The organism is Streptococcus raffinosi, from assembly GCF_030284685.1.
GTDB lineage: Bacteria > Bacillota > Bacilli > Lactobacillales > Streptococcaceae > Streptococcus > Streptococcus raffinosi.
This window is the reverse complement of record NZ_JASUZV010000012.1, coordinates 1-19,667: the sequence shown is the minus strand read 5'-3', so window position 1 is coordinate 19,667 and position 19,667 is coordinate 1. Positions and strand designations below refer to the sequence as shown.

Below are 19,667 nucleotides of genomic sequence, written 5' to 3'. Positions count from 1 at the left end.
TAAGCTTTGTTCGTAAAGATATCAAGGTTTTTCGAAGTCAAAGCAAAAATAGCTCTCCTGTCAAAATGACAGGAGGGCTATTTGTATGCTCTTGTAAGTTTTTATTTCAAGTCGTCAAAGTTGACTTTGCCTCCCTAGAAGCGTAAGCTAGAAGTTAAATAAAGGAGGTCTATCTATGATTGAAGTCACTTATCTAAATACAGCTAAGCAAGAAAAACATGTTTCTTATGAAAATTACAATGAGTTTGTACGAGCGCAGCAGGCCTGTTGGATTGAACTTCCTGATTCAACACCAGTAACCAAGGTAACTATTAATGGTCATGATATTGACTTTAAGGGACCTTACGGTGAACTCTATTTCTACATAATGAAGCTAGACTTAAGTCAATACCAATAAACAGAATCGGACATTGTGTTCCGGTTCTTTTTTTCTACAAGACAATTTTTATAAATTAAGAATATTGCTAATTGACTGAAAATGACTTACAATAGAAAAGAAGAATTTATAGAAGGAGATAAATATGAAAAACAAGCGTTTAATTTGGACTTTGGTTTTCTTAGCTATCTTGACGCTCGGTTCTATTGGCACAGATCTTTTCAAAAAAGAACATCAAAATGCTAATAGAGTTGTCAAAGTTGGAATCCTCCAGTTCGTGACGCACGAGGCCTTGGATCAAATTGAAAAAGGTGTCGAAGATGGTCTTAAAGAAGCTGGTTATAAGGGAGACAAGGTTCAAATCACCTTATTAAATGCTGAAGGGGACCAATCTAAAATTCAAACCATGTCTAAACAATTGGTTAATGACAAGAATGACGTCGTTATCGGTATTGCTACACCAGCAGCACAAGGTCTAGCGGCAGCTACCAAGGATATTCCAGTCATTATGGGAGCTATCTCAGACCCTGTTGGGGCCAAATTGGTTAAAAACCTTAAACATCCAGAAGGCAATGTTACGGGTACATCCAATCAAGTGCCTATTAAACAAACAGTGGAGTTGGTTAAGTCCTTGACGCCAAATGCCAAAACCATTGGTATTCTCTATGCTTCTAGTGAGGATAACTCCAAATCACAGGTTGAAAGCTTTAAGAAATACGCTGAAAAAGATGGTTTAAATGTGGTTGAATATGCCGTCCCATCAACCAATGAAATCAACACAACCATGTCAGTCATGACTGGTAAGGTAGATGCTATTTGGACACCTCAGGATAATACCATTGCCTCAGCCTTTTCTACAGTTGTTTCCCAAGCAAACCAAGCTAAGATTCCAGTTTATACGACTGTTGATACTATGGTTAAAGAAGGCGGTCTGGCTTCAGTTGCTCAAAGCCAATATGAGCTTGGAAAAGCCACAGCCCGTAGTGCTGTTAAGGTTCTTAAAGGTAAAAAAGTGAAGGATGTCCCAGTTGATGTGATTGATGATGGAACACCGACCCTCAACCTCAAAGTAGCTCAAGACCTCAACATCACTATCCCTGAAAATGTGCTTAAGCAGTCAGACATTGCTGTCAAGGCTGATAAATAAGGAGGACTTATGATTATTTCATCTATTTATCAGGGGCTTCTATACGGAATCCTTGGTCTTGGGATTTACATGACCTTTCGTATCTTGGATTTTCCTGATTTGACAACAGAAGGTTCTTTCCCACTAGGTGGGGCAGTAGCAGTAACCCTTATGAATTTTGGTTGGAACCCCATTCTTGCGACCTTGGTTGCTGTCCTGGCTGGATGTGGTGCTGGACTTGTGACTGGTCTCCTCTATACTAAGGGTGAAATCCCTACTATCTTGGCAGGGATTTTGGTTATGACCTCACTTAATTCAGTCATGCTTATGATTATGGGAAGAGCCAATCTTGGTCTTCTTGATATTAAAACAATCCAAGATTTACTTCCTTTCAGTAAGGATTACAACCTCTTGATTGTTGGTCTCTTAGCCGTAACCATAGTCATTGCTGCCTTGATCGTCTTTCTTAACACACGCCTAGGGCAAGCCTATATTGCTACTGGTGATAATCGAGACATGGCTAAATCTTTTGGTATTAACACAGACAATATGGAAGTGATGGGACTTGTCATCTCAAATGGTATTATTGCTCTCTCAGGCGCCTTGATCAGTCAACAGGACGGGTATGCCGACGTTTCTAAAGGGATTGGAGTTATCGTTATCGGACTTGCCAGCATTATTATTGGTGAGGTCTTGTATGCGACCAACTTGACCTTGTTGGAACGCTTGATTGCCATCTGTATTGGTTCAATCCTCTACCAATTCCTCTTGACTGGCGTTATTGCTCTTGGCTTTAACACCAACTACCTCAAACTCTTCAGTGCGATTGTTCTTGCCCTCTGCTTGATTTCGCCTGTCCTACGCCGAAAATTCTTTAAGGGGGTGACCTTATCACGATGACAGCAATTGTAGAACTCAAAGATGCGACTGTTAAGGTTAATAACGGTTTTGACACCGAAAAAACAATTCTGGACCATGTTAATCTCACTATTAGGGAAGGTGATTTTATTACTATTCTCGGTGGAAATGGTGCCGGAAAATCAACCCTCTTTAATGTCATTGCAGGAACCCTCATGTTGACCAGTGGTCAGATTTTTATCATGGGTGAGGATGTTACGGCTCTTCCTGCTGAGAAGCGTGCCAAGTACCTCTCACGTGTTTTCCAAGATCCTAAAATGGGAACAGCTCCTCGTATGACCGTTGCGGAAAACCTTTTGATTGCCAAATACCGTGGCGAAAAACGAGGCCTTAAATCACGCCAAATTCATCTCTACACAGAGGAATTTCAAGGTCTGATTGAACGGATCAGTAATGGTCTGGAAAAACACTTAGAAACACCAGCAGGTCTTCTATCAGGTGGTCAACGCCAAGCCCTCAGCCTATTAATGGCGACCCTTAAACGTCCTGAGCTCTTGCTCTTAGACGAACATACCGCAGCCCTGGATCCCAAGACCAGCGTGGCTCTTATGGAGTTGACTGATGAGTTTGTAACGGGTGACCACTTGACCGCCTTGATGATTACTCACCATATGGAAGATGCCCTAAAATACGGAAATCGTCTAATTGTAATGAAGGATGGTCAAATCATTAAAGACCTCACTAAGGAAGAAAAAGGTCAATTGGATATCACAGACTACTACGCTATGTTCGAGTAGGTCTAGCCTGACTCTAAATTGTAAAATAAGCCAAAAAGTTGTATACTTAAAGGGTATGCAACTTTTTGTTGTGGCCTGTAAATCGACAAGAAGACTGTTCGCTCGAACGTTCAGCTTCTTGGACCGTCTGTAAAAATAGGCTCTAGAAGAGAGTCAAACTAAAAAGGAGAAAAACAAGCATGAGCGATATTAAAATTATTGCCCTAGGTGGAGTCCGTGAAAATGCTAAAAACCTCTATATTGTTGAGGTTAACGACTCTATCTTTATTTTGGATGCTGGTCTAAAGTATCCTGAAAATGAACAACTGGGTGTTGACTTTGTCATCCCTAACTTAGACTACTTGATTGAAAATAGAGACCGTATTCAAGGGATTTTCTTGACGCATGGACATGCCGACGCTATTGGAGCCCTACCTTATATCTTGCAAGAAGTTAAGGCACCAGTCTTTGGATCATCACTCACTATTGAGTTGGCTAAGCTATTTGTGAAAAATGCTGGCGTTAAGAAATTCAATAACTTCCATGTTATTGATGCAGAAACTGAAATTGAATTTGAAGATGCAGTAGTCTCATTCTTCAAGACAACCCACTCTATCCCAGAATCAATGGGTGTTGTTATTGGTACAGACCAAGGCAATATCGTCTATACTGGGGACTTCAAATTTGACCAAGCAGCCCGTCCTTACTACAAAACTGATTTGGGACGTTTGGCTGAAATCGGTCGTGATGGCGTTTTGGCTCTATTGTCTGACTCAGCGAATGCGACAAGCACTGAACAAACAGCGTCTGAAGCTGAAGTTGGTCAAGAAATGGACCATGTGATTGCCGATGCTGAAGGCCGTGTGATTATTGCTGCTGTTGCCTCAAACTTGGTTCGTATCCAACAAGTCTTTGACTCAGCAGCTGACCATGGACGTCGTGTTGTCCTTACTGGTTTTGACGTTGAAAATATTGTCCGTACAGCCATACGTCTTAAAAAATTGACCGTTAATCATGAAAAACTGATTGTCAAACCTAAAGATATGGACAAGTTTGAAGATCACGAGTTGATTATCCTTGAAAATGGTCGTATGGGTGAACCTATTGATGGCCTTCAAAAGATGGCTGTTGGTCGTCACCGCTACGTTCAAATAAAAGAAGGCGATTTGGTTTATATCGTAACCACACCAAGTATCGCCAAAGAAGCAATAGTAGCACGTGTCAACAATGCTATTTATAAGGCTGGTGGTTCTGTTAAGATGATTACGCAAAGTCTGCGAGTGTCTGGCCATGCCAACGCCCGTGAACTTCAACTCATGATTAACCTTCTTCGCCCACAGTATCTATTCCCTATCCAAGGTGAGTATCGTGACCTTCAAGCTCATGCCGAATTGGCTTTGGAAGTTGGTCTTCTTCCTGAGAATATCTACATTGTCAAACGTGGTGATATCATGCACTTGTCTGAGGAACAAGGTTTCCTTCATGAAGGAGCTGTCCCAGCTGGTGATGTTATGATTGATGGTAATGCTATCGGTGATGTTGGGAATATCGTCCTTCGTGACCGTAAGGTCTTGTCTGAAGATGGTATCTTTATCGTAGCCATCACGGTTAACAAGAAGGAGCGCAAGATTGTTTCTAAGGCGCGTGTGAATACACGTGGATTCGTCTATGTTAAGAAGAGTCGTGACATTCTGCGTGAGTCTGCTGATATTGTCAATGCGACTGTTGAAAATTACTTGGCAGGAGATAGTTTTGATTGGGGAGAACTTAAAAGTGCTGTTCGTGATGATGTCGCTAAGTTCCTCTTTGACCAAACCAAACGTCGCCCAGCAATTCTTCCAGTCGTTATGGAAGTACGTTAATCAATGATTATCGTCTGAGTGTGTTACTTACATTCATTGATATTAGGAAGTCTTATAAGACTGTTTTGAAAAAGCAAAAGCTGGGTTGACCCAGCTTTTCTATCATTAAGAAAGGAAAAGACAAATGGCTTTTTTTCAAATTGAATATTCATCTGACGTTCTAGGACAGTACCGCCAAGTAGATGTCATTTATCCAGACCGTGATCAAATTGCAGAAACCGAAAGCGATACGGATATTCCAGTGCTTTATCTCCTTCATGGCATGGGGGGAAACCATAATTCTTGGGCTTTCCGTACCAATATACAGCGCCTTCTTCGAAAAACCAACATCATCGTCATTATGCCTAATTCTGAAAATGGATGGTATACCAATACGAATTATGGAGTTCGCTATTACGATGCCATTGCCAAGGAGCTTCCACAAGTCATGCAGCGTTTCTTCCCAAGTATGACGAAAAAGCGTGAAAAGACTTTTATCGCTGGGCTTTCTATGGGTGGCTATGGTTCTTTCAAACTAGCCTTAACGACCAATCATTTTGCTTGTGCAGGTTCATTCTCGGGTGCTCTTGGTTTATCAGCAGAGATAATGACAGATGAGACCAGTGAGTCTAAGGCATACTGGCAAGGTGTTTTTGGCGACTTGAAAGGAAAAGACATTGCGCAACACAAACTGGTGAATCTAGCTAAACAACATGACAAGAAAACCAAATTCTTTGCTTGGTGTGGACTGGAGGATTTCCTTTTTGATTCTCAAGATCAAGCAGTTGCTGATTTGAAGGCTCTTGGCTTAGATATCAACTACCATACAGACCATGGAAGACATGAATGGTATTATTGGGAAAAACAATTGGAAGCTTACCTAGAATGGTTGCCAATTGATTACGTTAAAGAAGAACGTTTGTCTTAATGGGTCAATCTTGTAACATCTTGTCAAAGAGATGATAAAAGCTTAAACTTATATTTTTTACTTGTCAGAACTATTAGAGCTTGATATACTAGGGGAAGCTTCGAAAAGGAGGCTCAATAATGAAAAAATTCGTTAGAGTAATCTACCGTATTCCCAAACTCATTTTACAATTTATTTGGAATCTCATTTGGGGCCTATTTAAACTTGCCCTTATCCTAGCCTTAGTTGGTTACGGACTTATCTATTATGCAAACAACTCTCAAAGCACACTAGCTACCAATATTAATCAAGCCTTTCGACAAGTTGAGTTAGGTTTTAGTGGTAACAGTACCAGTGATGTTGAAAAATCAGTCTCCAATCTCTCAACGACAGATACTATCCCTGAGTCAAATGGGGCAAGATGGGCACAAAATACAGCCAGCATCTATATTCAGTCTACTGATGAAACCATGGTCGCTGCATATAAGGAGGCTATCACAAATTGGAATAATACAGGTGCTTTTATCTTTACCTTTACAGATGATGCCTCAAAAGCTGACATCGTAGCGACAGACTATTCGGATGCTAACTCACAGGCAGCGGGTCTAGCAGATAGTCAGACCAATGTTGTGACCAATCGGATTACCCATGTGGAAGTCAAACTCAATCGTTATTTCCTTTTGAACCCTGATTTCGGCTATACCCATAAACGTATTGTCAATACAGCTGAACATGAATTGGGCCATGCCATTGGCTTAGACCACGATGATTCTAGGGCTTCAGTCATGCAGTCAGCAGGGTCTTATTACGGTATTCAACAGACCGATATTGATCGGGTTCATGCTCTTTATGCTAATTAAGGAGGTTTGTATTGCATTTTTTAAAACGCCTTGCTAGACGTTATCCCATGCAGACCTTTCTCTTTCTATTTAATACCGGGGTCTTTACCTGGTTGCAAACAACGGGAACTATGATTGCACACCGCTTAGGCTTGTCAGGAGATGGTATTTGGCTCTATATTCCCGACTGGCTTAAAATAGTGACTCGTCATTCTATGGAGAGTATTCAAACCCTATACGGTACCTCGGGTTGGACTTGGTTGATTATTTCCATGCTTCTAACTTGGCTTGTGACCTTTCTTAGAGGTTTGATGAGAGCAGTGATTTTTATTCTGTTAATTGGTGTCGGCCTATGGTTAGTCTACCGACACTTTGAATTATTACAAAATTTGAAACTGTCCTAGTAGGGCAGTTTTAGTTTCCTCTAACAAGTGATTTGGCTATCAAAATATAGACTATTTTCTGTAGATGAAATGAGATAGTTCCTTTAATAATTTCAGAACGAGCTGTAGCCAAGACTTTTCGTTGTGAGAAAAGTGCCTAAAGTTTAAAAGCTTTAGGCACTCGGAAGTTTTGAGACACTAGGCTCAAAACTTAGCTATGGAATTCCGAAGGAAGTCGCTAGCGTCCGCACTCACCTAAGAAAAGTCTAAAAAGAAGAGTTAATGTCAATTTAAAACTGCCCATCAGGGCAGTTTTTTGATTCATTAGCCCGTTCATTTTCTTTAAAAATATGGTATAATATAGCTAATTTATTAATTTGGAGGACATTATGGCTTTAGCAAAAATCGTTTATGCCAGTATGACCGGTAACACGGAAGAAATCGCAGATATTGTTGCCAAAAAATTGGAAGAATTGGGTCACACTGTTGATGTAGACGAGTGTACAACGGTTGATGCCGCTGATTTTGAAGATGCGGATATCTGTATTGTTGCAACTTACACTTATGGTGATGGAGAGTTGCCGGATGAAATCGTTGACTTTTACGAAGATTTGGCTGACCTTGACTTGTCAGGTAAGATTTTCGGTGTTGTAGGTTCAGGAGATACCTTCTACGATTATTTCTGTCATTCAGTAGATGAGTTTGAAAATCAATTTACTTTTACAGGTGCGACTAAAGGTGCGGACAGTGTAAAAGTTGATCTCTCTGCTGAAGATGAAGATATCGAGAACTTAGAAGCTTTCGCTGAAAAAATTTCAGAGGCATTAGCATAGGGAACAAGCAGAGTTATTTCTGCTTTTATTGTAGTCAAATTTGGAGTTTTTATGAATGAAATAGAAAGAGATTTTAGGACGCAATCTCAACATCTTCTTTGGTCTGTTTGGCGAGGGCTCTTGGTCGGTGTAGCTGCAGGTGCAGTCGTTAGCCTCTTTCGTTGGTTAATTGCTAAAGGGGCCCAAATCTCGGTATCTATTTACCAAGACGCCCTACGCAAACCAGTTCTTATTTTAGGAATTGTCTTTGTCAATTTGGTCTTTGCCATTTTGATTGGTTATCTCATAAAACAAGAAAAAGATATTAAAGGTTCAGGTATTCCCCATGTTGAAGGGGAACTGATGGGGCTCTTACATCCGTCTTGGTGGTCTGTTTTATGGCGTAAATTCCTAGGTGGTGTTCTTGGCATTTCAATGGGTCTGATGTTGGGACGTGAAGGACCGAGTATTCAGTTAGGAGCTATGACAGCGAAAGGTTTGTCCAAAGGCCTTAAACTTTCAGCCCGTGATCAGCGTGTCTTGATTGCTGCTGGGGCTGCCGCGGGTTTGTCAGCAGCCTTCAATGCCCCTATTGCCGGACTCTTGTTTGTTGTTGAAGAAGTTTACCACCATTTCTACCGACATGTTTGGGTTAGCGCCTTAACAGCATCTTTAGTGGCTAATGCTGTTTCCTTACGTGTCTTTGGACAGGAACCAGTCCTAGCCATGACAGAGAAATTACCTTTCTTTCCACTTAAGGATTATTGGATTCTATTGCTTTTAGGAATATTTCTGGGAGTTCTTGGATATGGCTACGAGTGGGTCGTTTTACGTATTGGCAAAGTTTACCAAGTTTTGGGAAAAATGTTCCATCTACCCCCACATTTTCATGGTCTTTTGACAGTGCTTCTTATCATTCCAGTGGGTCTTTATTTCCCAAATCTTCTCGGTGGTGGGAACGCCTTGATTTTAGCCTTAGATGGTCTGCGACCTGTTTTAACCGTAGCAATTCTTTACTTGGCAATTAGATTCATTTGGAGTATGTTGTCCTTTGGTTCAGGATTTCCTGGTGGCATTTTCCTTCCGATTTTGACCTTAGGTGCTCTTTCGGGAGCTGTATTTGCGGTAGGTTTTGAAAATCTAGGACTCATACATCCTGATCAGTTTCCTGTTTTTATTGTCCTGGGTATGGCTGGTTATTTTGGTGCAGTATCTAAGGCTCCACTTACGGCTATGATATTGGTGACTGAGATGGTCGGTAATCTTAACCAGTTGATGACTATTGGAGTAGTTACCTTGATAGCCTATCTGATTATGGATTTTATGGGAGGAGAGCCTGTTTATGAAGCTATGCTTCATGATTTGATTGCTCACACACCAAAGAAAGTAGACAAAACACCAACTATGATTGATTTACCTGTTAAGGACAATCTTGCGGGGCGTCTGGTTAAGGATTTAACTTTGCCTGAAGGGGTTTTGATTACAACTCAGATATATAAGGACCAATCTGAAATCGTTCATGGGGATACGCAATTAAAGGCTGGAGCTACTTTATATCTGGTTGCAGATGAAAGTCATATCAGTCAGATTAGAAAACTGTTTAACTAGCAAATTCAATGACTTGAGACTCTTTTGTCCTCAAGTCATTTTTGTTATAATGGATAGAACAAAAGGAGGTCATCATGGACTTAAATGAGATTCGCCAACAGATAGATGCTATCGATAAAGACATTGTAGCTCTGTTGGAAGAACGTATGAAATTAGTAACTCAAGTAAGTGCTTATAAACAAAGCACCGGAAAGGCAATTTATGACCCAGAGCGTGAGAAAGCCTTGTTAAGTAAGGTAGCAGATAGTGTCGTAAATCCTGAGTACCAAAAGTCTATCGTAGCTAGCTTTGCAGATATTATGAAACATTCGCGCACTTATCAAGCAGGTAAGCTTGAAGGAAAGTAGGCTACTAGGATGAAAATTAGACAATTAAGTGAGAGTCAAGGTCTCTCATACTCCAATCTAGTGATCTTGAGTCTCTATGCTGTCTTTCTAGGAGTGATAGTTGGACTGATTGATGCTATTTTTGGTCGTGTTCTTATAGGACTTTCAGAATATCGGGACTACCATCTCTTTTATCTAGTTCCAGCGCTTCCTATTGCGGGGCTTTTGATTGTTTACCTATACCAAAGGTTTGCAGGCAAAGCAGCACAAGGAATGGGCTTAATTTTTAAGGTTGGTCACAATGAGGAGAAGCAGGTTCCTTTAAGATTAATCCCACTTGTGACAGTGACAACGTGGCTGACCCATCTTTTTGGAGGTTCGGCAGGTCGTGAAGGGGTAGCAGTACAACTTGGTGCCACAGTTTCCCATGCTTTTAGTCGTTACTTTAAGATACCTAACGCTTCACGACTATGCTTGACAATGGGGATGGCTGCTGGTTTTGGAGGGCTCTTTCAAACACCAATTGCTGCGACTTTTTTCGCCCTCGAAGTTTTAACCTTAGGTCAGTTAAGCCTTCCAGTCTTGATACCGACTCTAATAGCTTCGTTTGTTGCTAGTACTACCAGTCACCTCTTAGGTCTCGAAAAATTTAGCCATTTTGTAGCTAACGGTCTGGCGATAGACCTTGAAACTTTCATTAAATTAGCTCTTTTAGGTCTGGCCTTTGGTTTGGCTGGAAACCTTTTTGCCTATTTGTTGTCATTGGCTAAAAAGAAGGTTGCAACGATTCTCCCAAATCCTTACTATCGTGTTCTTTTGGGAAGTATCGTGTTAACAGCTCTACTCTTAATTTTGTGGAAAGGCCGTTATACAGGACTTGGAACAAATGTGATTGCTCTTAGTGTTAATGGTGGGACCATCTACTCATGGGACTGGCTTTTGAAATTACTCTTGACCGTTTTCACCCTATCTCTTGGTTTCCAAGGAGGAGAAGTGACTCCCTTATTTGCCATTGGAGCAAGTCTTGGTGCAGTTTTAGCACCAGTTCTAGGCCTTCCAATTCCACTTGTAGCAGGTCTTGGCTATCTGTCTGTCTTTGGTAGTAGTACCAATACCCTCTTAGCACCCATTTTTATTGGTGTTGAAGTCTTTGGACCAGCTAACGTCCTTCCTTATGTGATTGTTATGGCATTTGCCTATCTCATCAATCATAAGACTAGTATTTATGGTCAACAAAAAATGCTTGAAATGCAATAAGATACTAGACAAGCGAGTAATTTTTTGATAAGATACTAAGAGTGTGTAATGGACGCACAAAAATAACGGCTAATCCGCTGGGACACAAAGGTAGCTCTTAAGATTAGTAAGATAGGAGTATATAAAATGAATCCATTGATCCAAAGTTTGACAGAAGGTCAACTTCGTACTGACATCCCATCATTCCGTCCTGGTGACACAGTTCGCGTTCACGCGAAAGTTGTCGAAGGAACTCGCGAACGTATCCAGATCTTTGAAGGTGTAGTTATTTCACGCAAAGGTCAAGGGATCTCAGAAATGTACACAGTTCGTAAAATCTCAAGCGGTATCGGTGTAGAACGTACTTTCCCAATCCACACTCCACGTGTTGAAAAGATTGAAGTTGTACGCTACGGTAAAGTCCGCCGTGCTAAACTTTACTACTTGCGTGCTTTGCAAGGTAAAGCTGCACGTATCAAAGAAATCCGTAAATAATTTACAGATTTCAACAAAAAAATCTGTCCTCGTGGCAGATTTTTTCATAAGTCCTCTTAGTTAAATGGATATAACAACTCCCTCCTAAGGAGTCGTTGCTGGTTCGATTCCGGCAGGGGACATTTTTTAGCCTTTAACCATGCGGTTTTAAAGCGTTTTGTCCACATTCTGCCCCAAATTTTATTTAAAGTTGATTAACACCTGTTGCGAGATAGGTGTTTAGATTTGAAGACAAAGTCTTCATTTGAAACTTTCCTTAGGTGATGACGGACGTCAGCGAACTTCAAAGAAGTTCCATGACTAAGTTTTGAGCCTTAGGTCTCCAAACTTCCGAACACCTGAAACTTAATTGAGTTTCAGGCGTTTTCATCACAGTGGAAAGTTTCAATATAAGTTCATTTTCATTACTAACGTTAGGTAAGGGATTATTTTGAATTTATGAAGTAACTTTTTAGTAAGGTCTTGACAATATATATATATATATAATAATCTTGTAATTTTTTATAGAAAAAGGAGATTATTGTGAAACAAACCTTCATCACTTCGTATCTAACATTTTATCTCAAAGCATCTGTAGCACTTGAAGGAGATTTTATCAAGACATCAAACCCTAACACTATTTTGAAAGTTATTCCTCTTGGAGCACAGAATAAAACGATTCCAGTGGATCATATCTCAAGTGTTGATGACTCATTCAGATTAGATTTTAAATCTTTTGCATGGGGAATTATCTTTGCTCTAGTTGGCTTTAATATGATGGGTTCATCTATTTTAGGAGGATTAATCCTAGCTGCTTATGGCATTTTGACAGTATTAAGTGCATTCCAGACTCTTTTGATTTTGAATCTAACTTCTGGAGGTGCACATGTATTGAGTGTTGTTGTTTTTGAAAAGTCAAAACTTTTGTCTTGCAAAGAAACAATTGAAAGTCTAATTCAACATCGTTACAATAATACAAATGTGACAGCAAATACTGACCGAGTTATTGAAGCTTTAAATAACAATAAGTAAACTGGTTTAATGAGTCTCTTTAAAAGAGGCTTTTTTATTGCGTTTTAAAGAAAAGATGATAGGAAAAGAATAAGAAATAATCATTTTTGATGTATGAAATAAACTTTTCTGAGGACATTTTATTGTGATAAAAAGGCCTGATATTTTTAATAACAGGCGATTGGAAGTTTGGAGAAGATATTGTTTTATCTAGTTTAGAAATTGAAATAGAAAAGGGTCAAAACTAATTGCGGATTGTGTTTTTATTTCATTCTGCAACTTAAAAAACTATTGAGATTTTCTTTAGTTTTTTCTTGACTGTGGTTATCACACCAGCTAACTTGCGAAAAAGAAATCTCTCTCTTCAATAAAAAAACCAGGTTTCCCTGGTCCTAACTATTAGCGGCTTACGCGACGGCGAGCTGCTTTTTTACGGTTTTCTTCGATGAAAGCCAATTTCTTTTCTTCTGGTTCGATAATTGTTTTTTTAACTGCGAAAACGGCACCTGCAACAGTAGCAGCAGTTCCGAGAACGCCAGTAGCAAGACCTTTAGCAAATGAATGTTTTTTAGCCATGAGACTATCCTCCGTATATGTTATAATATGCTTATATTATCTAAAAAAATATCTAGAATAGCAAGTGAAAACATTATGAAAACCAAACTTATTGTAGTGGCTGGCCCTACCGCTGTGGGGAAAACGGCACTTGGAATAGAGTTGGCCCAGCGTTTTAATGGCGAAATTATTTCAGGGGATAGCCAACAGGTTTACCGCCAATTAAATATAGGGACTGCAAAGGCTACTCCTCAAGAACAGGCAGCGGCAGTTCACCATCTGATTGATGTCCGTGATGTTGATGAATCTTATTCAGCCTATGATTTTGTGACTGAGGCGCAAATTGCCATTACTGATATTGTCAAACGTGGCAAACTTCCTATTATTGTTGGTGGTACAGGCCTCTATTTGCAAAGTCTTCTTGAAGGTTATCATCTGGGTGGTCAAGTGGATCAAGTTCAGGTGTTAGCCTATCGCTCTGAGTTAGAGCAACTTTCTGATTTGGAACTTTTTGAGCAGATCGATAGTTTAGGTATAGAAATCAAGGAGATTAATCGTCGTCGTGCCATTAGGGCTCTTGAGTTGCATCGCTTTTCTGATAATCCTGAAAATACAGAGACGACTTTTGATCCTTTTATTATCGGATTAGACGATGAGCGCTCTCTGATTTATAAACGTATTAATACTCGTGTTGACAAGATGGTTGAACTTGGGCTTTTAGAAGAGGCTAAGTGGCTTTATGATAATTATCCTGAGGCCCAGTCGGCGCGTGGAATTGGCTACAAGGAGTTATTCCCTTATTTTTCTGGGAAACAAACTTTAGATGAGGCCTTAGAAAAGCTCAAGCAAAATACCCGTCGATTTGCTAAACGCCAATTAACCTGGTTCAGAAATCGTATGACGGTTAAGTTTTATCAGATTTCTAGTCCAGATTATCCTGAAAATGTGATTCAAGATCTTGCTTTATTTTTAAATGAAAGGGAAGGATAGGAGTAGGTGGTTCCTAGTTTTAAATACCTATCTTTGCTATAATAATAACTATGACTAAAGAAGAAAAAAATTCAGCTTATGAAATAATGATTGCCCAGGCAGAAGCACTTTTTGCTAATGAAGATAACGCTCTGGCCAACTTCGCCAATGCTTCGGCTCTCTTGAATACGACTTTGCCCAACTCAGTATTTACAGGCTTTTATCTGATGGATAATGTCAAAAATGAGTTAATCCTTGGACCATTTCAAGGTAAAGTGTCTTGTGTACACATTGCTCTGGAAAAAGGTGTTTGCGGTCAGTCAGCAGCTGAAAATAGGACTTTAATTGTAGAGGACGTCACCAAACATGCTAATTACATTGCTTGTGATTCTGCTGCTCGAAGTGAGATTGTTGTTCCCATGGTTAAGGATGGTAAATTAGTTGGTGTCCTTGATTTGGATTCTCACCAAGTAGGAGACTACGATGACGTTGATCAAGACTATCTTGAACAGTTTGTCAAAGTCCTACTTGAAAAAACAAATCTTACTTTTGCAATGTTTGAGGTTAACTAATGTATCAAGCCTTATATCGTAAATACCGTAGTCAAACTTTTGGCGAGATGGTTGGCCAAAAGGTGATTTCAACCACGCTAAGACAGGCGGTAGAGTCAGGAAAAATCAGCCATGCCTATCTCTTTTCTGGTCCACGTGGTACTGGTAAGACCAGTGCAGCAAAAATTTTTGCTAAAGCAATGAATTGCCCTAATCAGGTCAATGGTGAGCCATGTAACCATTGTGATATTTGTCGTGATATTACTAACGGCAGTCTCGAAGATGTCATTGAGATTGATGCGGCTTCCAATAACGGTGTGGACGAGATTCGTGAAATCCGTGACAAATCAACCTACGCCCCAAGTCGTGCCACTTACAAGGTCTATATCATTGACGAGGTGCACATGCTGTCGACAGGTGCCTTTAATGCGCTTTTGAAGACCTTGGAGGAACCCACTGAAAATGTGGTTTTCATTCTTGCGACCACTGAGTTACACAAGATTCCAGCTACAATCTTGTCTCGTGTCCAACGTTTTGAATTTAAGGCTATTAAGCAAGCTGCTATAAAGGAACACTTGGCTTCAATTCTTAAGAAAGAGGGGATGACCTTTGATGACGAGGCTTTGACCATCATTGCCCGTCGTGCAGAGGGTGGTATGCGTGATGCCCTTTCGATTTTAGATCAGGCATTGAGCCTTTCTTCAGACAATAATGTCAGTCAAGCTGTTGCGGAAGAAATCACAGGTTCTATCGGTCTGACTGCCTTGGATAGTTTTGTTGCTAATGTTCGTAATCAGGAAACCTCACGAGCCCTATCAAATCTTGAAACACTCTTTGATAATGGTAAATCCATGAGTCGTTTTGCGACTGATCTCTTGGAGTATTTCCGTGATCTCCTTATTGTCCAAGCAGGTGGTGAAAATAGTCACCATAGTCCTCTTTTTGAAGAAAATTTATCCTTAGGACAAGACCACCTTTTTCAAATGATTGATACCGTGACAACCGCCTTACCCCAAATTAAGACAGGAACCCATCCCAAAATTTATGCGGAGATGCTGACGATTAAACTGTCTGAGACATATGCACAAGTCACACAAGAAATCCCAGAAAATTTACAAGAAGAGTTAGATAGTCTTCGTCATGAGGTAGAGGAACTTCGTAAGGCTCTCAAGGAAGGTCAAAGTCAGGGACAAGGACTAGCAGCGCCAACTCGAAAGGCAAAACCAACCTACCAGTATAAGGTTGACTCTGAGAAAATACTGACTATCATGCGTGAGACTATGGAAAATCCACAAAAGTCACGACAATGTTTGGATGCCCTTAAGGCAACTTGGTCTGAAATTTTGGATTCAATCAGTCCACAATATAGAGCGCTTTTGAATGGTTCAGAACCTGTTCTTGCCAACCAAGAAAATGCGATTCTGGCTTTTAATGCGGCTTTTAATGCTGAGCAGGTGATGAAACGTAGTGATCTTAACGCTATTTTTGGAAATATCATGAGTTCAGCGGCTGGTTTTTCACCTAATATCATGGCTGTTCCAAAAGCAGAATTTGAAAAACTTCGCACAGAATTCGCACGAAGCCTAAAATCCAAGGAAGAATTAGAAAAAGAAGATCGTGAAGAGTACATCCCAAAAGAACTTGAGTTTCTCTCTGATGTGGTAGAAATAGAGGACTAAAAAGGTCCAGTGGACCTTTTTAGGTCTGAGCCCAGAAATGAGAAAGCGATGAAGGTCCAGTGGCCCTTTTTAGGTCCGAGCCCAGAAATGAGAAAGCGATGAAGGTCCAGTGGCCCTTTTTAGGTCCGAGCCTAGAAATGAGAAAGCTAAAATTTTGCTCATACATTTGAAGCGTCAACCAATATATCTTACTCTCCAGCAGTTGTAAAAATGAAAAGAGCCTAGTTTACTTGTACTAGGCTCTGCTTATCTGATATAATGGACGTATGATACAACAAATATTGTTTATAACGCTTGAAACTATCTTTGAAACGGTTTGTTTTAATTACAGTTTACAGCATGGAAATTATTTTTTTACAGCCTTTTTTGGTTATCTACTCTTACGTCGTCTTTGGACCACTTATATTGTTTCACGTATTGCACGTGCAGCTAATAAGTCTACCAAGAAGTAAGGCTAACTTCGCCTGCGGTCAGCCATTTTCTCTGACCGTCGTCAGTAAGGACCAGGAGTTGTCCCTTGTCTCCAATTTCTTTGGCAATACCAGTATAAGATTTTCCAGCTTGTTCAAAAGTCACTTGTTTATCTAAAACGAGGGACTTTTCTTTATAGACTTTGACCAAGTCCGCAGTTGGAATAGTTAAAAAGAGCTTCCAAATTTCCGAAATGAGCTGGTTCCGAGTGATGCTTGGTTTTTCAGAATTAAAAAGACTGGTTGCTTTCGTAGCTAACTCTTCAGGAAAATCACTGATTGAGAAGTTAAGCCCAACCCCGATGATGACATCTGTGATGCGACCAGATTCGATAGAGCTAATGGCTTCGGTAAGAACACCGGCCATTTTTTTGTTGTTCAGATAGATATCGTTGACCCATTTGATGTCTGTATCTACGCCTGTAAGTCGCTGAATGGCTTTGACAATGGCAGCCGCTACCATCATGGTATAAGGTGGTAACTCAGTATAATGACAGTTTGGTTTAAGATGAATACTCATATAGATACCACCGTGAGGGGTTGTATAAAAGTGACGTTCAAAGCGTCCCTTGGCTGATCCTTGGTTAGGAGCGAGATAAAGGGCAGGAACAGGGTCTTGTCTTTCCATACCATGTTTAGCATCAAGTTGGGTAGAAGTGGAATCTGGATTTAAGTAGACAGGAAAGTTGAGCTGGTCTGAAATGTCTTGTGGAAGAAGGATATCACCTTTTTCTAGGCGGTAGCCTTTTTTTCGGACACTTGTAATGACGATTCCTTGATTCTGAAGGGTCTGAATAGCCTTCCAAATGGCTGTTCGTGAGATACCAAGTTCTTTAGCGAGGTTTTCTCCAGTAACAAAATCAGGACTCTTTGCTAATATTTCATAAACACGTTCATAAGTTTTCATATCTTAAGTATACTCTAAAATACCCTAAAATGCTTGCTATAAGATAATGATAAGTCTTGATAATTAATAACTATATGACTAGACAAGAAAAACGTGTTATAATGGAATTTAGTTATTAAGTCCCGATAAGGCAGCAGTCATCCTAGCTTGGCTGTTGGTTCTTTGTAACTTTTTAACGGCGTAAGACTCATAGTAGAGTCAGCGTTTTTTCTATCAGAAGGCGATGTGATTTGCTTTGTCTGATATTATTTATTCATATTAAAAGGGGGACATTTTATATGTCAGAACGTAAACTTTTCACGTCTGAATCAGTATCTGAAGGGCATCCAGATAAAATTGCAGACCAAATTTCAGATGCCATTCTTGATGCGATTTTAGCAGAAGATCCAGATGCACACGTCGCAGCGGAAACAGCTGTCTACACTGGCTCAGTCCATGTTTTTGGTGAAGTTTCAACAAATGCCTATGTGGACATTAACCGAGTGGTTCGTGATACTATCGCAGAAATTGGTTATAACAATGCAGAATACGGCTTTGCAGCAGAATCTGTTGGGGTTCACCCATCATTGATTGAACAATCTCCTGATATTGCTCAAGGTGTCAATGAAGCACTTGAAGTGCGTGAAACTGGTGATCAAGATCCACTTGATCTTATTGGAGCAGGAGACCAAGGTTTGATGTTTGGTTTCGCTATTGATGAAACTCCAGAGTTGATGCCACTTCCAGTTAGCCTTTCACATAAATTGGTTAAAAAATTGGCGGATTTGCGTAAATCTGGTGAAATTTCTTACCTTCGTCCAGATGCTAAGTCTCAGGTTACTGTTGAGTATGATGAAAATGACCAACCAGTACGTGTCGATACAGTCGTTATTTCAACACAACATGATCCTGAAGCAACTAACGATCAAATTCGTCAAGATGTTATTGAAAAAGTCATTAAGACAGTTATTCCAGCAGAATACTTGGATGATGAGACCAAATTCTTTATCAACCCAACAGGCCGTTTTGTAATCGGTGGTCCTCAAGGGGATTCTGGTTTGACTGGTCGTAAGATTATTGTTGATACTTATGGTGGTTACTCAAGACACGGTGGTGGTGCCTTTTCTGGTAAGGATGCTACTAAGGTTGACCGCTCAGCTTCATATGCCGCTCGCTATATTGCTAAAAACATCGTAGCTGCTGGTCTTGCTAAGAAAGCAGAAGTACAATTGGCTTATGCTATTGGTGTGGCTAACCCAGTTTCTGTCCGTGTTGATACCTTTGGAACGGCGACAGTTGCTGAAAGCAAACTCGAAGCTGCTGTCCGTGATCTCTTTGACTTGCGACCTGCTGGTATCATTCAAATGCTTGACCTTAAGCGTCCAATCTACCGTCAAACAGCGGCTTATGGTCACATGGGACGTACAGATATTGATCTTCCGTGGGAAAAATTGGACAAGGTTGAAGCGTTGAAAGAAGCTGTCAATCAGTAAGAAATAGAATTAGAAATAAAAAATCAGAATTTTAATAGGAATTCTGATTTTTTTATGTGCAAAGCCATTTAAATACAAAAGCCTGTTTAATTATTATTTATTAAAATATAGATAAATATCATTTGATTAGTATTTGTTAAGTAGGAACGTTTAATTCAAACGACTTCATTATAATGGTTGTCACATACATTAAAATAATAAAAAATTGAAAAAAAGGTTGAGAAATAAAAATAACATGTTATAATTATAGCGTCTATATGAATGGGGAATATTGGTAGTAGTAACTTAAAGCCAACTTGTTTGTAATCTATTGACTCTTTTGGGGAGAGTATTTAACGATTACATGTTGGTACTTGGTACTAGTTGATATGGTATAGGGTTATCATACCGATATTTTGATTTGTAAGATAGGGATAGAGCGTAAGTAAAGGGGACGCTCTTTAAAATGGGGAGAAGTTTTTATGAAATATATGTAAATTAGCAATACTGCT

The 19,667-nt window shown here is 39.9% G+C and carries 21 protein-coding genes and 1 tRNA gene; 20 read left to right on the top strand and 2 right to left on the bottom strand.

Going from position 1 to position 19,667, the window contains the following annotated elements; all coding sequences use genetic code 11:
• The first annotated feature begins 175 nt into the window (after nucleotides 1-175).
• From QRD39_RS08270 to QRD39_RS08200, 15 genes are all read left to right on the top strand, one after another.
• Complete coding sequence (locus QRD39_RS08270; protein ID WP_008534453.1) at nucleotides 176-397, top strand: DUF4649 family protein; 222 nt, start codon at nucleotides 176-178, stop codon at nucleotides 395-397.
• A 124-nt stretch (nucleotides 398-521) separates the two neighbouring features.
• Complete coding sequence (gene trpX, locus QRD39_RS08265) at nucleotides 522-1,523, top strand: tryptophan ABC transporter substrate-binding protein (RefSeq protein WP_008534454.1); 1,002 nt, start codon at nucleotides 522-524, stop codon at nucleotides 1,521-1,523.
• A gap of 9 nt (nucleotides 1,524-1,532) precedes the next feature.
• Entirely contained in the window at nucleotides 1,533-2,402 is an 870-nt protein-coding gene (locus QRD39_RS08260; protein ID WP_002888096.1) for an ABC transporter permease, read from the top strand.
• Entirely contained in the window at nucleotides 2,399-3,157 is a 759-nt protein-coding gene (locus QRD39_RS08255; RefSeq protein WP_285956199.1) for an ABC transporter ATP-binding protein, read from the top strand. The genes QRD39_RS08260 and QRD39_RS08255 overlap by 4 nt, the downstream gene beginning before the upstream one ends.
• A 179-nt stretch (nucleotides 3,158-3,336) precedes the next feature.
• Nucleotides 3,337-4,998 (top strand): ribonuclease J, encoded by a 1,662-nt coding sequence (locus QRD39_RS08250; protein ID WP_060934318.1) that lies wholly within the window; start codon nucleotides 3,337-3,339, stop codon nucleotides 4,996-4,998.
• A 124-nt stretch (nucleotides 4,999-5,122) separates the two neighbouring features.
• Entirely contained in the window at nucleotides 5,123-5,905 is a 783-nt protein-coding gene (locus tag QRD39_RS08245) for an alpha/beta hydrolase (protein ID WP_285956198.1), read from the top strand.
• Between the two features lie 119 nt (nucleotides 5,906-6,024).
• Entirely contained in the window at nucleotides 6,025-6,744 is a 720-nt protein-coding gene (locus QRD39_RS08240) for a matrixin family metalloprotease (RefSeq protein ID WP_008534461.1), read from the top strand.
• 11 nt (nucleotides 6,745-6,755) lie between these two features.
• The gene (locus tag QRD39_RS08235; RefSeq protein ID WP_285956197.1) at nucleotides 6,756-7,127 is read left to right on the top strand and encodes a hypothetical protein; all 372 of its coding nucleotides are present in this window, start codon (nucleotides 6,756-6,758) and stop codon (nucleotides 7,125-7,127) included.
• A gap of 368 nt (nucleotides 7,128-7,495) precedes the next feature.
• Nucleotides 7,496-7,939, top strand: coding sequence for a flavodoxin (locus tag QRD39_RS08230; protein WP_002888085.1), 444 nt, complete (start codon nucleotides 7,496-7,498; stop codon nucleotides 7,937-7,939).
• A gap of 51 nt (nucleotides 7,940-7,990) precedes the next feature.
• Entirely contained in the window at nucleotides 7,991-9,526 is a 1,536-nt protein-coding gene (locus QRD39_RS08225) for a ClC family H(+)/Cl(-) exchange transporter (protein ID WP_285956196.1), read from the top strand.
• A gap of 74 nt (nucleotides 9,527-9,600) precedes the next feature.
• Complete coding sequence (locus QRD39_RS08220; protein ID WP_285956195.1) at nucleotides 9,601-9,873, top strand: chorismate mutase; 273 nt, start codon at nucleotides 9,601-9,603, stop codon at nucleotides 9,871-9,873.
• A 9-nt stretch (nucleotides 9,874-9,882) separates the two neighbouring features.
• Nucleotides 9,883-11,109, top strand: coding sequence for a voltage-gated chloride channel family protein (locus QRD39_RS08215; RefSeq protein WP_285956194.1), 1,227 nt, complete (start codon nucleotides 9,883-9,885; stop codon nucleotides 11,107-11,109).
• A 126-nt stretch (nucleotides 11,110-11,235) separates the two neighbouring features.
• On the top strand, nucleotides 11,236-11,583 hold the full coding sequence (gene rplS / locus QRD39_RS08210; RefSeq protein ID WP_002883489.1) for a 50S ribosomal protein L19: 348 nt from the start codon (nucleotides 11,236-11,238) through the stop codon (nucleotides 11,581-11,583).
• A gap of 50 nt (nucleotides 11,584-11,633) precedes the next feature.
• Nucleotides 11,634-11,705 (top strand) — tRNA-Arg (locus tag QRD39_RS08205).
• 400 nt (nucleotides 11,706-12,105) lie between these two features.
• Nucleotides 12,106-12,594 (top strand): hypothetical protein, encoded by a 489-nt coding sequence (locus tag QRD39_RS08200; protein ID WP_008534467.1) that lies wholly within the window; start codon nucleotides 12,106-12,108, stop codon nucleotides 12,592-12,594.
• 378 nt (nucleotides 12,595-12,972) lie between these two features.
• On the opposite strand, the gene QRD39_RS08195 is transcribed toward QRD39_RS08200, so the two are convergent.
• Complete coding sequence (locus QRD39_RS08195; RefSeq protein WP_003092510.1) at nucleotides 12,973-13,149, bottom strand: DUF3042 family protein; 177 nt, start codon at nucleotides 13,147-13,149, stop codon at nucleotides 12,973-12,975.
• Nucleotides 13,150-13,224: 75 nt separating this feature from the next.
• Here QRD39_RS08195 and miaA point away from each other — a divergent pair, with 75 nt between their 5' ends.
• From miaA to QRD39_RS08175, 4 genes are all read left to right on the top strand, one after another.
• Complete coding sequence (gene miaA / locus QRD39_RS08190) at nucleotides 13,225-14,118, top strand: tRNA (adenosine(37)-N6)-dimethylallyltransferase MiaA (protein ID WP_008534472.1); 894 nt, start codon at nucleotides 13,225-13,227, stop codon at nucleotides 14,116-14,118.
• A 50-nt stretch (nucleotides 14,119-14,168) separates the two neighbouring features.
• Nucleotides 14,169-14,669, top strand: coding sequence for a GAF domain-containing protein (locus QRD39_RS08185; protein WP_008534474.1), 501 nt, complete (start codon nucleotides 14,169-14,171; stop codon nucleotides 14,667-14,669).
• The gene (gene dnaX / locus QRD39_RS08180; RefSeq protein WP_285956193.1) at nucleotides 14,669-16,327 is read left to right on the top strand and encodes a DNA polymerase III subunit gamma/tau; all 1,659 of its coding nucleotides are present in this window, start codon (nucleotides 14,669-14,671) and stop codon (nucleotides 16,325-16,327) included. Before QRD39_RS08185 ends, dnaX begins: the two co-directional genes overlap by 1 nt.
• A gap of 266 nt (nucleotides 16,328-16,593) precedes the next feature.
• Complete coding sequence (locus QRD39_RS08175; RefSeq protein WP_008534478.1) at nucleotides 16,594-16,779, top strand: DUF3272 family protein; 186 nt, start codon at nucleotides 16,594-16,596, stop codon at nucleotides 16,777-16,779.
• Here the strand turns inward: QRD39_RS08175 and birA are convergent.
• Nucleotides 16,766-17,704: a bifunctional biotin--[acetyl-CoA-carboxylase] ligase/biotin operon repressor BirA gene (gene birA / locus QRD39_RS08170; protein ID WP_008534480.1), complete on the bottom strand. Its 939-nt coding sequence runs from the start codon at nucleotides 17,702-17,704 to the stop codon at nucleotides 16,766-16,768. The two genes, QRD39_RS08175 and birA, sit on opposite strands and share 14 nt — an antisense overlap.
• Before the next feature lie 278 nt (nucleotides 17,705-17,982).
• On the opposite strand from birA, the gene metK reads away from it, so the two are divergent.
• The gene (gene metK, locus QRD39_RS08165; RefSeq protein ID WP_285956192.1) at nucleotides 17,983-19,176 is read left to right on the top strand and encodes a methionine adenosyltransferase; all 1,194 of its coding nucleotides are present in this window, start codon (nucleotides 17,983-17,985) and stop codon (nucleotides 19,174-19,176) included.
• Nucleotides 19,177-19,667 lie beyond the last annotated feature (491 nt).

Excerpts from the sequence above, each read along its gene's own strand:
- QRD39_RS08270 (WP_008534453.1), top strand. The coding sequence starts at position 176 with ATGATTGAAGTCACTTATCTAAATACAGCTAAGCAAGAAAAACATGTT.
- trpX (WP_008534454.1), top strand. The coding sequence starts at position 522 with ATGAAAAACAAGCGTTTAATTTGGACTTTGGTTTTCTTAGCTATCTTG.
- QRD39_RS08260 (WP_002888096.1), top strand. The coding sequence starts at position 1,533 with ATGATTATTTCATCTATTTATCAGGGGCTTCTATACGGAATCCTTGGT.
- QRD39_RS08255 (WP_285956199.1), top strand. The coding sequence starts at position 2,399 with ATGACAGCAATTGTAGAACTCAAAGATGCGACTGTTAAGGTTAATAAC.
- QRD39_RS08250 (WP_060934318.1), top strand. The coding sequence starts at position 3,337 with ATGAGCGATATTAAAATTATTGCCCTAGGTGGAGTCCGTGAAAATGCT.
- QRD39_RS08245 (WP_285956198.1), top strand. The coding sequence starts at position 5,123 with ATGGCTTTTTTTCAAATTGAATATTCATCTGACGTTCTAGGACAGTAC.
- QRD39_RS08240 (WP_008534461.1), top strand. The coding sequence starts at position 6,025 with ATGAAAAAATTCGTTAGAGTAATCTACCGTATTCCCAAACTCATTTTA.
- QRD39_RS08230 (WP_002888085.1), top strand. The coding sequence starts at position 7,496 with ATGGCTTTAGCAAAAATCGTTTATGCCAGTATGACCGGTAACACGGAA.
- QRD39_RS08225 (WP_285956196.1), top strand. The coding sequence starts at position 7,991 with ATGAATGAAATAGAAAGAGATTTTAGGACGCAATCTCAACATCTTCTT.
- QRD39_RS08220 (WP_285956195.1), top strand. The coding sequence starts at position 9,601 with ATGGACTTAAATGAGATTCGCCAACAGATAGATGCTATCGATAAAGAC.
- QRD39_RS08215 (WP_285956194.1), top strand. The coding sequence starts at position 9,883 with ATGAAAATTAGACAATTAAGTGAGAGTCAAGGTCTCTCATACTCCAAT.
- rplS (WP_002883489.1), top strand. The coding sequence starts at position 11,236 with ATGAATCCATTGATCCAAAGTTTGACAGAAGGTCAACTTCGTACTGAC.
- QRD39_RS08195 (WP_003092510.1), bottom strand. The coding sequence starts at position 13,149 with ATGGCTAAAAAACATTCATTTGCTAAAGGTCTTGCTACTGGCGTTCTC.
- miaA (WP_008534472.1), top strand. The coding sequence starts at position 13,225 with ATGAAAACCAAACTTATTGTAGTGGCTGGCCCTACCGCTGTGGGGAAA.
- QRD39_RS08185 (WP_008534474.1), top strand. The coding sequence starts at position 14,169 with ATGACTAAAGAAGAAAAAAATTCAGCTTATGAAATAATGATTGCCCAG.
- dnaX (WP_285956193.1), top strand. The coding sequence starts at position 14,669 with ATGTATCAAGCCTTATATCGTAAATACCGTAGTCAAACTTTTGGCGAG.
- QRD39_RS08175 (WP_008534478.1), top strand. The coding sequence starts at position 16,594 with ATGATACAACAAATATTGTTTATAACGCTTGAAACTATCTTTGAAACG.
- birA (WP_008534480.1), bottom strand. The coding sequence starts at position 17,704 with ATGAAAACTTATGAACGTGTTTATGAAATATTAGCAAAGAGTCCTGAT.
- metK (WP_285956192.1), top strand. The coding sequence starts at position 17,983 with ATGTCAGAACGTAAACTTTTCACGTCTGAATCAGTATCTGAAGGGCAT.